Raw genomic sequence first — 14882 nt, 5'->3', positions numbered from 1 at the left:
CCATGATCAGACGCACCTGGCGCACCGCCCGGCGGCTGGCGGCTCTCGCCCTGGCCACGGCCTGCACCCTGTCCCTGCCTGCGGTGACGGCACACGCGGGCCCCGCCAAGGCGGACGCCGCCTTCGACATCCTGGTCTTCTCCAAGACCGCCGGATTCCGGCACGACGCCATCCCCGCCGGCATCGACGCCCTGCGCACGCTGGGCACGCAGAACAACTTCTCCGTCACGGCGACCGAGGACGCCGGCGCCTTCACCCCCGCGAACCTGGCCTCGTACGAGGCGGTCGTCTTCCTCAGCACCACCGGCGACGTCCTCAACGACACCCAGCAGAACGCCCTTCAGTCCTACGTCGACAACGGCGGCGGCTACCTGGGTGTGCACGCGGCGGCCGACACCGAGTACGACTGGCCCTACTACAACCAGCTGGTGGGCGCCTACTTCAAGAGCCATCCCGCCATCCAGCAGGCCACGGTGAAGAACGAGGACCGCACCCACCCGGCCACCGCGCATCTCGCCCCGACCTGGACGCGCACCGACGAGTGGTACAACTACCGCGCCAATCCCCGGTCCGGCGTGCACGTCCTGCAGACCCTCGACGAAAGCACCTACAGCGGCGGCGAGATGGGCGCCGACCACCCGATCACCTGGTGCCACCCGCAGGGCAAGGGCCGCTCCTTCTACACGGGACTCGGCCACACCATCGAGTCCTACAGCGACGCCGCCTTCCGGAGTCTGCTGCTCGGTGCGGTGCGGTACACGGCGGGCGCGGCGCCGGGCAACTGCTCGCCGCCGTCCGGCACTCGGACCGTCGAGGGAGAGGCGTTCACCTCGGGTTCCGGTGTCCAGTCGGCCGCTCACGCGGGAGCGAGCGGCGGGCAGACCCTCGGCTACATCGAGAACGGCGACTGGGCGGGCTACGCGAGCGTCTCCACCGCTGGTGCCTCGACCTTCACCGCCAAGGTGTCCTCGGCGGGCGCCGGTGGCACTGTCGAGATCCGTTCCGGCTCGGCCACCGGCACACTGCTCGGGTCGGTTCGGGTACCGGTGACCGGGAGTTGGGACACCTTCACCACCGTCTCGACCACGCTGACGTCCTCCGCGTCGGGCCCCCTCTTCCTGAGATTCACCGGCGGCAGCGGATCGCTCTTCGACATCGACACCTTCACCCTGGGAGGCGCCCCGGTCGCCAAGGAGCTCAACCAGAACGTGCACCTCTTCTACTACCCCTGGTACGGCAGCCCGGTGGTGAACGGGGACTGGCGGCACTGGCAACAAGGCGGCCACACCCCGCCGGACGACATCGGTGCCGACCTGTACCCGGCGCTCGGCCCGTACGACTCCGCCGACTACGCCGGCGCGGTGGCGCAGCACATGAAGTGGATCGCCCGCTCCGGCGCCGGTGTCCTGGTCTACAGCTGGTGGGGCCAGGGCAGTTACGAGGACCGGATCGCCCGGGGCGTCCTCGACGCCGCGCAGAAGGAGGGCGTCAAGGTGGCCTGGCATCTGGAGCCGTACGCCGGCCGCACCGGTGCCTCGACCGCCGACGACATCCGGTACATCAACACCACGTACGGCGGCCACCCCGCCTTCTACCGTTCCGCGGACCACGGCGACAAGGGCGCCTTCTACGTCTTCAGCAGCCTCGATGTCACCGACTGGACGGCACTCGACCAGGTCACCGGCAACAGCATCGTGCTCGCCCAGACCACCGACACCAGCAAGATCCAGCACTTCTCCGGGCTGTACACCTATGACGGCATCGCCGGTGCCACCGCCCCGGGCTGGAAGCAGGCCGGGGACTACGCCCGCGCCAACAACCTCATCTGGTCCCCGTCGGTCGCACCCGGATACATCGACGACCGAGCCGTACCAGGCAACACGACCCCCACCGTGAACCGCGCCGACGGTGCGGCCTACGACCGGCAGTGGGGCAACGCCCTCGCACCCGAGACCGGCGGCCCGCCGACCTGGGTGTCGGTGACGTCCTTCAACGAATGGCACGAAGGCAGTTCGATCGAACCGGCCGACGCCACCCCGCCCGCCGGCCACAACTACCAGACGTACGAAGGAGCGTACGGACTGACCGGACCGGCGGCCGAGACGGCCTACCTGGACCGCACCGCCTACTGGGCGGACCGGTTCCTGAACGCGCGCAACTGACCCTTCGCACACCGGAGCCGTGGGCCGACGCATCGCATCGGCCCACGGCGAGGTGGTTGTTCACGGCGGGGAGGCTCGCGGCCAGGAGGTTCTCCGTACGGCCGTACCTTGAGGTTCTTTGCTTGAGCACGCTAATCTGCGGAGATGACCGCCGAAGATCCCCTCGCCGCCCAGGAAGAGCGCTTCTGGCGGGCGCTGATGCGCGTCATCGTCGCGCTGCCCCGCTCGCTGGACGACGATCTGCTGCGGTCGACCGGACTGACGCTCACCGAGTACGTCGTACTGATGAGCCTCTCCGAGGCCGAGAACCAGTCGCTCCGCATGACGGATCTCGCCTCGGCGACCGCGCTGTCGGCGAGCCGCATCACCCGTGTCGTGGACGCGCTGCAGAGCCGCAGCCAGGTCGTCAAGCGGCGCTTCGAGGGGGACGCGCGCGGGAATGTCGCGACCATCACCCCGGAAGGGATGAAGCGGCTGGAGGCGGCCTATCCGGTCCATCTGGCGAGCGCCCGCAAGCGGGTCATGGACCATATCGACGGCCGCTCGCTGCCGGCCATGGTGCGGCAGTTCGAGGCGCTGGTCGAGAAGCTCGACTGAGCCTCGGCCTCACCACACAGGGCTCGGAAGGCCCCGGACGACCCGCGCCACTGGTCCTGGGGCTCGTGCTCGTCGCCCTCCTCGGCATCCCGTGGGGACTTGCCGTGGCACGTCGATTCGCCCTCGACGAGACGGAGACCGAGACCGCCGTCCTGCGACGCCTCAGGGCGTGGAGGGGCGCGTCTCGGTCCAGTCGACCATCAGGCGGCGCTCGGCGAAGTACCAGTCGCCGTCCTGTTTGGTGAACTCGTCGAGGTAGCGGATCGACGCGATCATCAGGGTGCGCTGCCCGGACTCGTCGACCGAGACGTGGTGGGCCAGGCAGTAGCTCTCGCCCGTGGCCCGGCCGCCGTCGAGGGTGATCGTGCTCTGGCCGTTGAAGTGCGTGGTCGCCCGGTAGACGTTGAGGTTCTCGAACACCGGGGCGAGGGACTCGCGGCCGTGCACCTCCTGCGTCGGCTCCGCCGCCTTGGCGTCCATGAACACCAGGAAGCGGGTGTCCTCCGTGAACAGGGCCATCTGCCCCTTGGCGTCCCGCCGGTCAGCGCAGTGCGCGTAGGCGTCCACCAGCTCACGGATGGCCAACCGGTCGGCGGCTTCCTGGGGTGAGACCGCGGTGTGCGAGGCCATGACGGTTCCTTTCGCCACACTATTTGACACATGTATAAAATCACTCCGCATGGCAGGCTGCAACGTGACCCCGAGGAGGGCAGAGCGCTGAACGAGCGGATCGATCCCCGCATCACCCGCACGACCCAGGCCTTCGAGGAGGCCATCGTCGACCTCGCCGCGCGGCGGCCCGTCTCGCGGATCTCCGTCGCCGAGCTGGCCGGCCGTGCGGGGGTCACCCGTGCGACGTTCTACAACCGCTACGGCTCCCCGCTGGACCTGCTCATCCAGGTGCTCCAGGCCGACCTGGAGCGCGGGCACCGGCTGGAGGACGAGTGGCGGGCGCAAGGCGTGTACGCGGCCCGCGAGTTGTTGCGCATGGCCGTCACCGAGGTGGCCGATCACGTCGAGCGCTTCGCCGAGGTGTACCGGCACACCCTCGCCGACCCGGCGGACAGCGGGGTGTACGAGGCACTCGTGCGCCACTTCAGCGACTACGCACTGGCGTTCATGGCCCGCGGCCCCCACCCGGGGCTGCCCGAGGCCAACCGCAAGGTCATCGCGCAGTTCATGGCCCACGGCTTCGCCGGCGCCATCAGGGCGTGGCTCGACGACCCGTCGGTCACCAAGGAGGACCTGGTCGAGGCGTCCGTGGCATGCGCTCCTGCCTGGTGGGCGGTCGACGGCGATGCGGAGGACGCGTCCGATCGACCGTAGGGCCGACGCGGACGCGGATGCGTGATGTGGCCTGCTGTCCAGTCAGACGACTGATGGGTGACGTTCCTGCTCGGCGAGGCCAGTTCCTCGACCGGACCGCTTGACGACGCAAATATCCCCTCAAGGCGAGCAGCTGGGTCTGAGGGCGGCTGCCTTCTCGAAGTGGGCGGCAAGGCAGGTGACCTGCGTACTGGATAAAATCGGCGCATGACCCGTGATCCGAAGCCCGAGGCCGAGGCCGCCGCCGAGCTGATGAAGGCGATGACCCGGCTGCGCGCGCGGTTGCGCACCGAGTCGGCGCCGGACGACATGCAGTGGACCTGGTCGCAACTGACCACGCTGGCCCGCATCGTCGAGGACGGCTCGGTCACGGCCAGCGAACTGGCGCAGGCCGAGCACGTACGCCGGCAGTCGATGGCCGAGACACTCGCCGCACTGCGTACCGGCGGCCTGATCACCACGGCCAAGGACCCCGGCGACGGCCGCAAGACGCTCATCGAGGCGACCCCCGAGGGACGGGCGCTGATCGCCACGATCCCGGCCGCCCGGGTGAGTTGGCTCGGCGGAGCCATCGAGGCGCACCTGCGGGCGGACGAGCGCGAGACCCTGCTGAAGGCCGCGGCCATCATGAACCGGATCGCGGACAGCGGGAGTTGACGGTCGCGGGGGGACGGCGGTCTCACACCGCCTTGGTCAGCGCCCCGAGTTCCTCGGTGTCGATGACGTACGCCTGGTTCGGGAAGACCTTCTCGGTCAGGACGCGGTGGACCTCGGGGTCGGGGTCGCCGGTCGCGTCCTTGAGGACATAGAGCTGGAAGTCGTCGTCCGCGGCCTGCCGAAGGGTCGTCAACACCACTCCGCCGGTGGACAGTCCGGCCAGGACGAGCGTGTCGATGCCCCGATCGCGCAGGGTGGCCCGCAGGTCGGGGGTGCCGGCGAAGGCGCTGATACGTATCTTGCGCACGGTGATGTCCTGCTCGCGCACGTCGAACGAGTCGTGCAGCGCGGCCTCGGGGCTGCCGTCGGCGAGGAAGCCGCTCCGGGCGACGGCGGTGAAGGACTTGTTGCGCGCCGGGACGAGGGCGAAGTCCTCGTCGGTGAAGGCGACCCGGACATGGGCGACTTGGACGTCGTTCGACCGGGCCCACGACAGGGCCGCGTGGGCGCGGGAGAGGGCCAGCTCCCCGTCGGGGACCGCGGCCAGGATGGCCGGCTGGAAGTCCATGAGAAGCAGGGCGGCGCGGGCGGGGTCGAGGTGCGGGGCGACGATGGTCATTGCCTGAACTGTCCGTTCGTATAGGGGAGTTGGAGGGGTCCGGAGATTGGGGGAGGGGCGTCAGTGGGCGGACCGGCGGTCGGTGGTCCTCAGGTGCCGGTCGAGGGCCGTCATGACGAGGACGACGACGGCGATGCCGACCAGCGCCCAGGAGATGTGCCGGAGGCCGGTGTCGTCGACGTGGGTGCGGAAGGCGGTGCCGGTGATGGCCGCCGACGCGATGGAGCCGATGTAGCCGAAGGTGCGCAGCAGTCCCGACGCGGTGCCGACGCTCCTGGCGGGCGCTTCCTTGTACAGGACCGCCTGGTTGGCCACGGTGCTGGCGCCGGAGGTGAGTCCGAACAGGGCCGTGATCGCGATCACCGCGATCACCGGCGAGCCGCTGTCCAGGAACAGGGTGGCGACGGCTCCCGCGAGCAGAAGCAGCGCCGACGCGATCAGCGGTGCCCGGACACGGGTGCGGCGCGAGGCGACTCGGGCGGAGACCGCCGACAGGGCGCCCATAGGGATGAGGATCAGCCCCGCCTGGTAGGCGGAGAGTCCGCGGGCGGCTTCGAGCCACTGGGTGAGCCCGTAGAGAATCACGTAAGTGCCCAGGAGCGTAAGGCCGTTGCGCAGGTAGGTGCGGGTGAGCGCGAGGTTCGAGGCGAGCAGCCGGACGTCCAGGAAGGGGTTGGCGGCGCGCAGTTCCCAGGCGACGAGGGCGGCGGCGATCACGACGGAGACGCCCAGGGCCGGCCAGTCGGGGTCCGGCAGCGAGGACAGGAACACCAGCAACGCGGTGAGCGTCCCGCCGAAGGCCACGATGCCCGGCGGATCGATGCGGGAGGCGAGGGCGCGCGGTGAACGGCCGCGCACGCGGTCGGGGTCCTTGGGGATCCAGACCGCCGCCATCACGAAGGCCGCGACCGCGAAGGGGACGTTGACCCAGAAGGCCGTCTGCCAGCCCAGCCAGCCGACGAGCAACCCGCCGATCGCGGGGCCGATGGCGAGGGTGGCGGCGCCGGCGATGGCCAGGCCGCCCAGGACGCTGCCGGGTGGCTCCTGCAACCCCGTCGCCTGGGCCCGGCGGCGGATCAGCAGCATCGCGGACGGATATCCGGCGGAGGTGCCCGCGCCGATGAGGACGCGGGCCGTGACCAGGACCGACATGTCACGGGCGGCCGCGCCGAGAACGCCTCCCACGAGGACGAGGAGGATGCCGACGAAGAAGACCCGCCGGGGCCCGAACTCCTCGGCCAGCCGCCCGGCCGCGGGCTGCGCTATCGCGCTCGTCAGATAGAGGCTGGAGATCAGGATCGCCGTGCCGCCGACGGACGTGTGCATCGCGGCCGCGATGGCCACCAGGGCGGGCGCGATCACCGAGCTGTTGATCGGGTTGAGCACGGCGCCCATGTAGAGCGGGGTCACGAACGTCGGCCCGAAGGCCCTCTCCGACGGAGTCCCCTCCTGCCGTATGGAGGGTGCCTTTTCGGTGACTCCCAAGGCGCTGCTCCTCCTTTCCCGCTCGCGAGGTCCGGTGGCAGCCGCGGGAGCGGTCGACAGAATTACGCAGACTGCCTGACAAACTATAGCAGGCAGCCTGCCTATCTCGTCGGCGGCGACGAAGGGAAGGCGGCGCGATGAAGGGGAGGGGTGCCAGGGTCCCGGTGGTACTTACGGCGCGCCCAGCGCCTCCAGCTCGCTCGCGAACAGCAGCTCCGGATCGAACCCCATCCCGTTGAAATGGCCGGCGAGTTCGAGCGAGAGGAGCCCGTGCAACCGGGTCCAGACGGTCAGCGCCCGGTGCAGCGTCTCGGGCGGGGCTGCGTGGCCGCGGGCCCAGTGTCGGTGGTCCCGCAGGTGCTCGGCGAACGGCGTGCCGGGGTGGTCGGACGCCGCTGGTACGGGGGTCTCGGTGCACGCGTCGAGCAGGACCGCCATGATCTCCGCGCTGATAGCGGTGGTGGCGTCGGGGGCGTGGTAGCCCGGGATCGGCGTGCCGTAGAGCAGGAAGTGCCGGTGCGGGTCCGCCAGGGCCCAACCGCGCATGGCGTGGGCCAGTCCGGTCAGGTCGGCGCCGGAATCGGCGGCCGTGTGCAGGGTGTCGGCGAGGCTGCGGTACGCGTCCTTGATCAGCTCGGTGATCAGTTCGTCGCGGTTGGCGAAGTACCGGTAGAGCGCCGGTCCGCTCATCCCCATCCGCTTGGCGATCGCGTTGAGCGACAGGCCGGAGGCGCCCGCCGTGGCGTTCTGCTCCCAGGCGTGGTCCTTGACCTCTGCCCGGATCCGGGCGCGATAGCGCTCGCGCGGGGTCTCCGTCCTCGTGCTCGCCACGGCCGCCTCCGTCCATGCCCCTGAGGGCGCCCTGTGCGATTTAGTTAGAGGCTATCACGGTGGCTATTGACTCTTCCTTGCGATCGTTATAGCTTCTAACTCAAGCGACAAGCGCTAGCGACATGGAGGTCATCATGAACACCGAAGGACACGAAGGACTCGTCGAGGTCGTCCTGCCGGGCAAGGTGGAGCCCGAGGGGCTGGAGATCCGCTCCGGCGGAACCGTCCCGACCCCGGGTCCGGGACAGGTCGTGATCCGTATGCAGGCGACCGGCGTCTCCTTCGCCGAGCAGCAGATGCGCCGCGGCCGGTACTACGACCAGCCCGCCTTCCCCTTCGTCCCCGGCTACGACCTCGTGGGCACGGTGATCGCGGCCGGTGAGGGTGTCGGATCCGAGCTGATCGGCACGCGGGTGGCCGCGCTCCTCAAGGTCGGCGGCTGGGCCAGCCACGTGGTCGTCGACGCGGCGGACACCGTCGAGGTCCCCGACGGGATCGGCGCGGCGGAGGCCGAGACCATGGTCCTCAACGGCATCACCGCCTGGCAGATGCTCCACCGCAAGGCACGCGTGCGTGCGGGCCAGACCGTCGTGGTGCTCGGCGCCAACGGCGGCGTCGGTTCCGTCCTGGTCCAACTCGCCCGCGCCGCAGGCGTGAAGGTCATCGGCACCGCGTCCGTACGCCACCACGACGCCCTGCGCGAGCAGGGAGTGGTCCCCGTCGACTACCGCGCCGGTGACGTCGCCGCGCACATCCGCGCCCTCGCCCCCGACGGAGTGGCCGCCGTCTTCGACCACGTCGGCGGCCACGGCATCGTCGACTCCTGGCGCCTGCTCGCGCCCGGCGGCACGCTCGTCTCCTACGGCAGCGCCGCCACCAGGGACGACCAGGGCTCCAAGCAGTGGCCCGTGTTCAAGCTGCTCGGCCGCGTATGGCTGTGGAACGCGCTGCCCAACGGCCGTCACGCCTACTTCTACAACGTCTGGGCGGGCCGGGCCCTGGGCAGGAACGCGTTCCGGAATCGGCTGCGCGCCGACCTCACCCAGGTCTTCGCGGCCCTGGAGCGCGGCGAGGTCACCGCCCGCATCGCTGCCGAACTCCCGCTCGCCCGCACCGCCGAGGCCATGCGGCTCGCCGAGTCCGGGACCGTCGCCGGCAAGATCGTACTGACCCCGTGACGCCGTCGGCCCCGGTCGCCCCTCTCCCGCACGGGTGCGTGTCCGATGTCTTGCCAGCGCTCGTGGACGCGCTGGATGATCAGGAGCGCTGCCGCAGGAGAGGTCCGCGACCGGGCCCCGGGCACTGTGCCCGCAGCGCATCGACGTCGGCGAGTCGCAGGTGGGGCAGGCATCGGGTGACCACTCAGGGCAAGACACACCTCGATGCCCAGTACGGCCTGCTGACGAGCATCGCCACCGAGGCGGGCGTCTCGCTGAGCACCGTGTCGAAGGTCGTCCACCGACGCCGTGACGTCGGGGCGGCCACGCGGGCCCGGGTCGAGGAACTGCTCGCGCGGTCCGGATACGTCCGCCCCTGGGAGCGGGAGACCGACGGGCCGCGGCAGATCATCGCCGTGTTCCGCGACCTCTCCGGCCCGTACACCCTGGAGGTCGTCCGCGGCATCGTGGACGCGGCCGGCGAACTCGGCATCGACGTGGTGACCGGGACGACCAGCCGGCGCTCCATCTCCCAGTGGCTGGAGGAGTGCGTGGCACTGGGCGCGGCCGGGCTCATCATCGTGATCTCGATGCTCGCCGACGAGGACCAGCGCCGCATCGTCGACCAGCAACTGCCCGTCGTACTGATCGATCCGCTCAGCGCGCCGTCCGGCGACATCCCCAGCATCGGCGTGACGAACTGGAGCGGCGCCCGCGAGGCCGTCCAGCATCTGCTGGAGCTCGGGCACATCCGCATCGGCATGGTCGCGGGCCGCTCGCACTCCCTGGCCGGCGCGGCACGCGTGCACGGCTACCGGGCCGCACTGGAGGAAGCCGGGATCGCCTACGACCCCGGGATCGTCCGCTCCACCGACTTCGACTACGCCGAGGCGCTCGTCGCCGGGCTCCAGATCCTCCGGACCGACGATCCGCCGACGGCCGTGTTCGCGGCGAGCGACGCCCAGGCGCTCGGCGTTCTGGAGGCCGCACGCCAGCAGGGGCTCGCCGTGCCGGCGGACCTGTCGGTCATGTCCTTCGACGACACTCTGGTCGCGGCCATGGCCTCGCCGCCGCTGAGCGCGGTGCGCCAGCCCTTCGAGGAGTTGGGGCACGAGGCGACCCGGGTGCTCATGCAGTTCGCGGAGGGCCGCCCACCCGCGTCGCCGCGCATCGAGTTGGCGACGGAACTGGTGCTGCGCACCTCGACGTCCGCCCCGCGCGCCGTCAATACCGCGTAACTCACCACCTGGCGAAACACTTTCGCAATGCTCCGGTGACATCACCGTCAGGCGTACGAATACTGGCTTCCTGCTCCGCACCCTCATTCCCTTTTCAGCGCTGAGTGGTGCGCGATTCCCCCCGAGTCGCCTCGGGCGAAAGGAATGCCGATGTCCAGAGGATTGATAAGATCGTTGGCGCGCAAAATGCTGGCTGCCGTGACCGCCGCCGGTATCGGTGTGGCCCTCGCCATCGGCTCGGCGGGAAACGCGACCGCGTATCAGCCGAGCCCGGCGAATCTGTATACGGCGACCAACCCCGCCGCGTGCAACAAGAATCCGTGCGTTCTGTACCCGAAGTCGGCCCAATTGGCGGACGGCCGGATCGTCGCCACGTTCGAGAACAGCCAGACCGCTCCGGTCGGCCAGACACTGCCCATCTACAAGAGCGACGACGACGGCACGACCTGGTCCAAGCTGAGCGACGTGAAGGCCCCGGCCTATCTCTCCAGCGACTCGCAGTACGCGAAATACACGAGCAACTGGACCAACCCGTATCTCTACGTGCTCCCGCAGAACGTCGGAAACCTCAGCGCCGGCACCCTGCTGCTCGCGAGCATCGTCTCGGGCGACGACTACTACTACCAGGAGCAGAAGGCCGCCAACTCCAGTTGGACACCGACCGGCGACGGCGACCGCAAGGACATAGCGCTGGCCCTGTATTCGAGTGGGGATGACGGGGTCAGTTGGAGCTTCCAGAACATCATCGCCGCCGGCGGCTGGCAGGGCGGCAGCGCGGGCAGCATCGGCCGGGTCTCGACCGCCAACACCCACGCCCAGGTCGACCCCATCTGGGAACCGCACCTGCTCGCCCACAACGGACAGCTCATCGCCTACTACTCCGACGAGGACGACTACACCGGCTACAGCACCACCACCGGCGCCCCGATCCTCGACCCGGCCAACGACACCGCGACCGACTCCGGGGGCCAGGTCCTCCTCCACCGCACCTGGAACGGTTCCGGCTCAACGGCCTGGAGTTCCCCGGTGGTTGACGTTCCCGGCAACACGGTGAGCATGGGCGGCGGCAAGACGGAGATCGGCGGCGGCCGGCCGGGCATGACGACCATCGCCCCGACCACCGACGGCAAGTGGCTGCTGACGTACGAGTACTGGGGCGGCGGTACGAACGTCCGCTACCGGATCTCGGACGACCCGACGAAGTTCTTCGCCGCCACCGACGCCGCGATCACCTCGCTGCCCGTGCCCTCGGGCGGGGCCGCCCTCTCCACCGGCGGCAGCCCGGTCCTGCTCCCGATGCCGGACGGGCGGATCGTCTACAACGCCTCCGGCAGCGGTGACGTCTGGGTGAACGAGTCCGGGCTGTCCACCGGCACGTGGAAGGAGTACAAGACGTCGATCGCCGCCGGGTACAGCCGCATGCTCCAGTACGTCGACGGCACCGGCCGCGTCCTCGTCCTCCAGGCGTCCTGGAGCGGCAGCAGCGTCGGACCGGTGAAGTACGCCGAGGTCGACCTCGGCCGCTCCGACGGCGCCTACTACCGCCTGGTCAACCGGCTCACCGGCCAGGTCCTGAGCACCGCCTCCGGCAGGACCCAGGACGCGAACCTCACCGGGAACACCCCCGACCTCGTCCTGGCCGCCGACTCCGCGGCCACCACCCAGCGTTGGCACCTGACCGCCAAGGGCAGCAACGTCACCCTGCTCAACAAGGCGGGGGGCCGCTCGGTGGCCATCTGGACCGGCACCGCGACGGCCGGGCAGAAGCTCGCCCAGTGGGTCGACGACGGAGCCACCGACAAGCAGTGGACCCAGGTCGCGTCGTCCACGAGCGGCTACTACAAGCTGCGCTCGGTCCTCGACACCGGCCTCTACATGACCGGTTCGACGTCCGGCGGCGCGGTCACGGTGGCGGCGGCGACCACCGACGGCTCCCAGGACTGGCAGTTGGTCCAGGACCCGCTCCCCACCGCCTCGACCTTCACCCTCAAGGGAGCCAACTCCGGCCGCTGCCTCGACGTCCCGAACGGCGCGACGGGCGTCCAGGTCCAGATCTACGACTGCTCCGGCAACGCCAACCAGACCATCACGCAGACCACGGCCGGCGAACTCCGCGTCAACGGCAACTGCCTGGCCGCGAACGGTGACGGCACCACCGCCGGCACCACGCTCATCCTCTGGACCTGCAACGGCAAGTCCAGCCAGAAGTGGGCGTTCCGCGTGGACGGCACCATCGTCAACCGCTCCAACGGCCTGGTCATCGACGTCACCAACTGGGGGACGGCCAACGCCTCGAAGGTCGCGCTGTGGACCGGCCTTGGCGCCGCGAACCAGCAGTGGACCCGCAGCTAGCCCGAGAACAGAAGCGGCGCCACCGTCGGACACGGTGGCGCCGCTCCTCATGGGTGTCGTTGTCGCCTATTCCCGCACGACACTCACTGGCACCGCGTGCTGCCGCAACACCGTCGCGTCCCGCTCCTCGCCGACGAGTCGGACCGTCTCCCGCACCGGCGTGTCCAGACTGGAGGAGCCGACCTGGAGCAGGATCTCGCCGGGCTCGACGATCCGCCGCCCCGCCAGACCGGTGAACGCCAGCCGGTCGGTGTGCACGTGGAAGCGGACCGTCGCCCGCTCACCGGGTTCGAGGACCACCTTGGCGAAGCCGAGCAGGGACCGCACCGGCCGGGTCACCTGGGCGACCGGGTCGATCGCGTACAGCTGCACGGTCTCGGCACCAGCGACCGCCCCCGTGTTCCGCACCCGCACGCCGACCGTGAACTCGCCGTCCACCGGCACCGGTTCACGGTCCACACCGAGCCCGTCGATCTCGAAGGTCGTGTACGACAGGCCGTGTCCGAAGGGGAACGCCGGGGTCGGATCGAGGTTGGACAGCCAGCTCTGCCGGTCGCCGAGCGGCGGATGGAGGTAGGTGTAGGGCTGACCCCCGGGTGTGGCCGGGATCTGCACTGGCAGCTTGCCGCTGAAGTTCGCCGTCCCGGACAGGAGTCGGGCCAGCGCACGGCCGCCCTCCTCGCCGGGCAGGAAGACCTGCACCATGGCCGCCGCGGCGGACGCGAACCGGCCCACCGCGTAGGGCCGGCCACTGCTGACGACCAGGACGACCGGCCGCCCGGTCGCCAACACCGCCTCGACCAGCTCCTCCTGTACGCCCGGCAGCCGCAGATCCTCCACGTCACAGCCCTCGCCCGAGGTGCCGATCCCGAACATGCCCGCCTTGTCACCGACGACCAGCACGGTGAGGTCGGCCCCGGCGGCCGCCTCCACCGCGGCCGCGATCCCGGAACGGTCCGTCTCGCGGATCGGGCAGCCCGGCATGAACGCCCACTCCACGCCCGGCAGTTCGGCCGCCAAGGCATGGCGCAGGGAGACCGCCTCAACACCGTTGCCGAGGTCGTCGCGTTCGGCGAGGACATGGTTGGGGAAGCTGTAGCAGCCGAACATGGTGCGTACGTCGTCGGCGCACGGGCCGATCAGTGCGATGCGGCCGGTGGCCGAGAGGGGCAGGGTCCCGTCGTTCGACAGCAGGACGGCACTCGACTGGGCCACGGCGTGCGCGAGTTGGCGGCTCGTCGGCTTGTCGAGGTCCAGTTCACCCGCGATCAGAGCAGGTGGACGAGGGTCCCAGTCGGCGTCGAGCAGCCCGAGTTCGGCCTTCTGCCGCAGCACTCGCCGCACTGCCCGGTCGACCGACTCCTCGCCCACCAGGCCCTGTTCCACCGCGCGCACGAGCGCGGTGCCGAAGCCTCGCTGGTCGGGCAGTTCGACGTCCAGCCCGGCGCGCAGGGCGAGTGCACCGGCGTCCGCCAGATCGGCCGCGACCCGGTGGTCGTCGACCAGGAAGGGCAGGGACCAGTAGTCGGAGACGACGGTTCCCTCGAAACCCCATGCCTCGCGCAGGACTTCGGTCAGCAGCCAGTGGCTCGCGGCCGGCGCCTCGCCGTCGATCTCGGCGTACGAGTTCATCACCGACCGCACGCCCGCGGCGACGAGCCGCTCGAAGGGCGGCAGGACGACGTCGAAGAGTTCACGGCGGCCGATCCCGACGGGCGCGTGGTTGCGGCCGCCCGTCGACGCGGAGTACCCGGCGAAGTGCTTGAGGGTGGCGTACACCCCGGCGCCCTGCAGACCCGTGACATACGCCTCGGCCAACTCGCCGACCAGGTAAGGGTCTTCGCCGAAGGTCTCCTCGCAGCGGCCCCAGCGGTAGTCGCGGATGACGTCGACGACGGGGGACAGGCCCTGGTGCACGCCCGCCTCGGCCATGTCGGAGCCGATGGCCTCGCCCACTCTGCGGATCAACGCGGGGTCGAAGGTGGCCGCCATGCCGAGCGAGGTGGGGTAGATGGTGGCGCCGTAGGCCGTGAAGCCGGTCAGGCACTCGTCGTGGGCCATGGCCGGGATGCCGAATCTGCTCTGCGCCACCACCTGCCGCTGGTGCTCGGCCAGCAGGCGGGCGTGCTCCAACGGGGGCCGGGGCAGGGTGCCGTAGGGCCGGGTGAGCTGGCCCAGGCCGTGCCGGGCGGTCTCGTCGAGGTCACCGACGCGCCCGAAGTGATTGCTGCCCGGGGCCACTTCGGGACCGTCGGCCTCGATGTCCTCCCAGGTGCTGCTCAACTGCGCGACCTTCTCCGCCAGGGTGAGCCGGGCGAGCAGTGCCTCGACGCGTTCCGCGGAGGGCAGGGCGGGGTCGGTCCAGGGGCGGTCGTCCTCCCGGTGGGGGAGGCCGCTGTGGTCGGGCATGGTGGTCGTCATTCACGACTCCTCGGTGTTGCGCGGGCACGCCGACGGG

At 70.4% G+C, this 14882-nt stretch carries 12 protein-coding genes; 7 read left to right on the top strand and 5 right to left on the bottom strand.

The genetic code is table 11. The features are described from left to right. Positions 1 to 2: 2 nt before the first annotated feature. Both ACIP6U_RS01695 and ACIP6U_RS01690 read left to right on the top strand, forming a co-directional pair. Positions 3 to 2162, top strand: coding sequence for a ThuA domain-containing protein (locus tag ACIP6U_RS01695; RefSeq protein WP_401711365.1), 2160 nt, complete (start codon positions 3 to 5; stop codon positions 2160 to 2162). A gap of 144 nt (positions 2163 to 2306) precedes the next feature. Then, a complete protein-coding gene (locus tag ACIP6U_RS01690) occupies positions 2307 to 2759 on the top strand; it encodes a MarR family winged helix-turn-helix transcriptional regulator (RefSeq protein WP_401711362.1) in 453 nt (150 codons plus the stop codon). Between the two features lie 162 nt (positions 2760 to 2921). On the opposite strand, the gene ACIP6U_RS01685 is transcribed toward ACIP6U_RS01690, so the two are convergent. Next, on the bottom strand, positions 2922 to 3389 hold the full coding sequence (locus tag ACIP6U_RS01685) for a nuclear transport factor 2 family protein (protein ID WP_401711359.1): 468 nt from the start codon (positions 3387 to 3389) through the stop codon (positions 2922 to 2924). A 30-nt stretch (positions 3390 to 3419) separates the two neighbouring features. Here ACIP6U_RS01685 and ACIP6U_RS01680 point away from each other — a divergent pair, with 30 nt between their 5' ends. After that, positions 3420 to 4085, top strand: coding sequence for a TetR/AcrR family transcriptional regulator (locus tag ACIP6U_RS01680; RefSeq protein ID WP_401711357.1), 666 nt, complete (start codon positions 3420 to 3422; stop codon positions 4083 to 4085). Between the two features lie 207 nt (positions 4086 to 4292). Further along, positions 4293 to 4742, top strand: coding sequence for a MarR family winged helix-turn-helix transcriptional regulator (locus ACIP6U_RS01675; protein WP_401711355.1), 450 nt, complete (start codon positions 4293 to 4295; stop codon positions 4740 to 4742). A gap of 22 nt (positions 4743 to 4764) precedes the next feature. On the opposite strand, the gene ACIP6U_RS01670 is transcribed toward ACIP6U_RS01675, so the two are convergent. From ACIP6U_RS01670 to ACIP6U_RS01660, 3 genes are all read right to left on the bottom strand, one after another. Next, the gene (locus ACIP6U_RS01670; protein WP_401711352.1) at positions 4765 to 5361 is read right to left on the bottom strand and encodes a cysteine hydrolase family protein; all 597 of its coding nucleotides are present in this window, start codon (positions 5359 to 5361) and stop codon (positions 4765 to 4767) included. 60 nt (positions 5362 to 5421) lie between these two features. Further along, a complete protein-coding gene (locus ACIP6U_RS01665) occupies positions 5422 to 6846 on the bottom strand; it encodes an MFS transporter (RefSeq protein WP_401711349.1) in 1425 nt (474 codons plus the stop codon). Positions 6847 to 7017: 171 nt separating this feature from the next. Next, the gene (locus tag ACIP6U_RS01660; protein ID WP_401711346.1) at positions 7018 to 7677 is read right to left on the bottom strand and encodes a TetR/AcrR family transcriptional regulator; all 660 of its coding nucleotides are present in this window, start codon (positions 7675 to 7677) and stop codon (positions 7018 to 7020) included. 122 nt (positions 7678 to 7799) lie between these two features. Here ACIP6U_RS01660 and ACIP6U_RS01655 point away from each other — a divergent pair, with 122 nt between their 5' ends. From ACIP6U_RS01655 to ACIP6U_RS01645, 3 genes are all read left to right on the top strand, one after another. Beyond that, entirely contained in the window at positions 7800 to 8855 is a 1056-nt protein-coding gene (locus tag ACIP6U_RS01655) for a medium chain dehydrogenase/reductase family protein (RefSeq protein ID WP_401711343.1), read from the top strand. 176 nt (positions 8856 to 9031) lie between these two features. Beyond that, positions 9032 to 10072, top strand: a complete 1041-nt coding sequence (locus ACIP6U_RS01650; RefSeq protein WP_401711340.1) for a LacI family DNA-binding transcriptional regulator — start codon at positions 9032 to 9034, stop codon at positions 10070 to 10072. A 186-nt stretch (positions 10073 to 10258) separates the two neighbouring features. Beyond that, on the top strand, positions 10259 to 12424 hold the full coding sequence (locus tag ACIP6U_RS01645; RefSeq protein WP_401711337.1) for an RICIN domain-containing protein: 2166 nt from the start codon (positions 10259 to 10261) through the stop codon (positions 12422 to 12424). 66 nt (positions 12425 to 12490) lie between these two features. Here the strand turns inward: ACIP6U_RS01645 and ACIP6U_RS01640 are convergent, their stop codons facing one another. Further along, on the bottom strand, positions 12491 to 14845 hold the full coding sequence (locus ACIP6U_RS01640) for a glycoside hydrolase family 3 N-terminal domain-containing protein (protein ID WP_401711335.1): 2355 nt from the start codon (positions 14843 to 14845) through the stop codon (positions 12491 to 12493). Positions 14846 to 14882 lie beyond the last annotated feature (37 nt).

The organism is Streptomyces sp. NPDC088794, from assembly GCF_044750545.1.
Lineage (GTDB): Bacteria > Actinomycetota > Actinomycetes > Streptomycetales > Streptomycetaceae > Streptomyces.
This window is presented reverse-complemented; position numbering and strand designations above follow the sequence as displayed.

Bases quoted from the DNA above. Each gene is read 5' to 3' on its own strand.
- ACIP6U_RS01675 (WP_401711355.1), top strand. From the start codon at position 4,293: ATGACCCGTGATCCGAAGCCCGAGGCCGAGGCCGCCGCCGAGCTGATG.
- ACIP6U_RS01680 (WP_401711357.1), top strand. From the start codon at position 3,420: ATGTATAAAATCACTCCGCATGGCAGGCTGCAACGTGACCCCGAGGAG.
- ACIP6U_RS01690 (WP_401711362.1), top strand. From the start codon at position 2,307: ATGACCGCCGAAGATCCCCTCGCCGCCCAGGAAGAGCGCTTCTGGCGG.
- ACIP6U_RS01670 (WP_401711352.1), bottom strand. From the start codon at position 5,361: ATGACCATCGTCGCCCCGCACCTCGACCCCGCCCGCGCCGCCCTGCTT.
- ACIP6U_RS01655 (WP_401711343.1), top strand. From the start codon at position 7,800: ATGGAGGTCATCATGAACACCGAAGGACACGAAGGACTCGTCGAGGTC.
- ACIP6U_RS01695 (WP_401711365.1), top strand. From the start codon at position 3: ATGATCAGACGCACCTGGCGCACCGCCCGGCGGCTGGCGGCTCTCGCC.
- ACIP6U_RS01640 (WP_401711335.1), bottom strand. From the start codon at position 14,845: ATGACGACCACCATGCCCGACCACAGCGGCCTCCCCCACCGGGAGGAC.
- ACIP6U_RS01685 (WP_401711359.1), bottom strand. From the start codon at position 3,389: ATGGCCTCGCACACCGCGGTCTCACCCCAGGAAGCCGCCGACCGGTTG.
- ACIP6U_RS01645 (WP_401711337.1), top strand. From the start codon at position 10,259: ATGCTGGCTGCCGTGACCGCCGCCGGTATCGGTGTGGCCCTCGCCATC.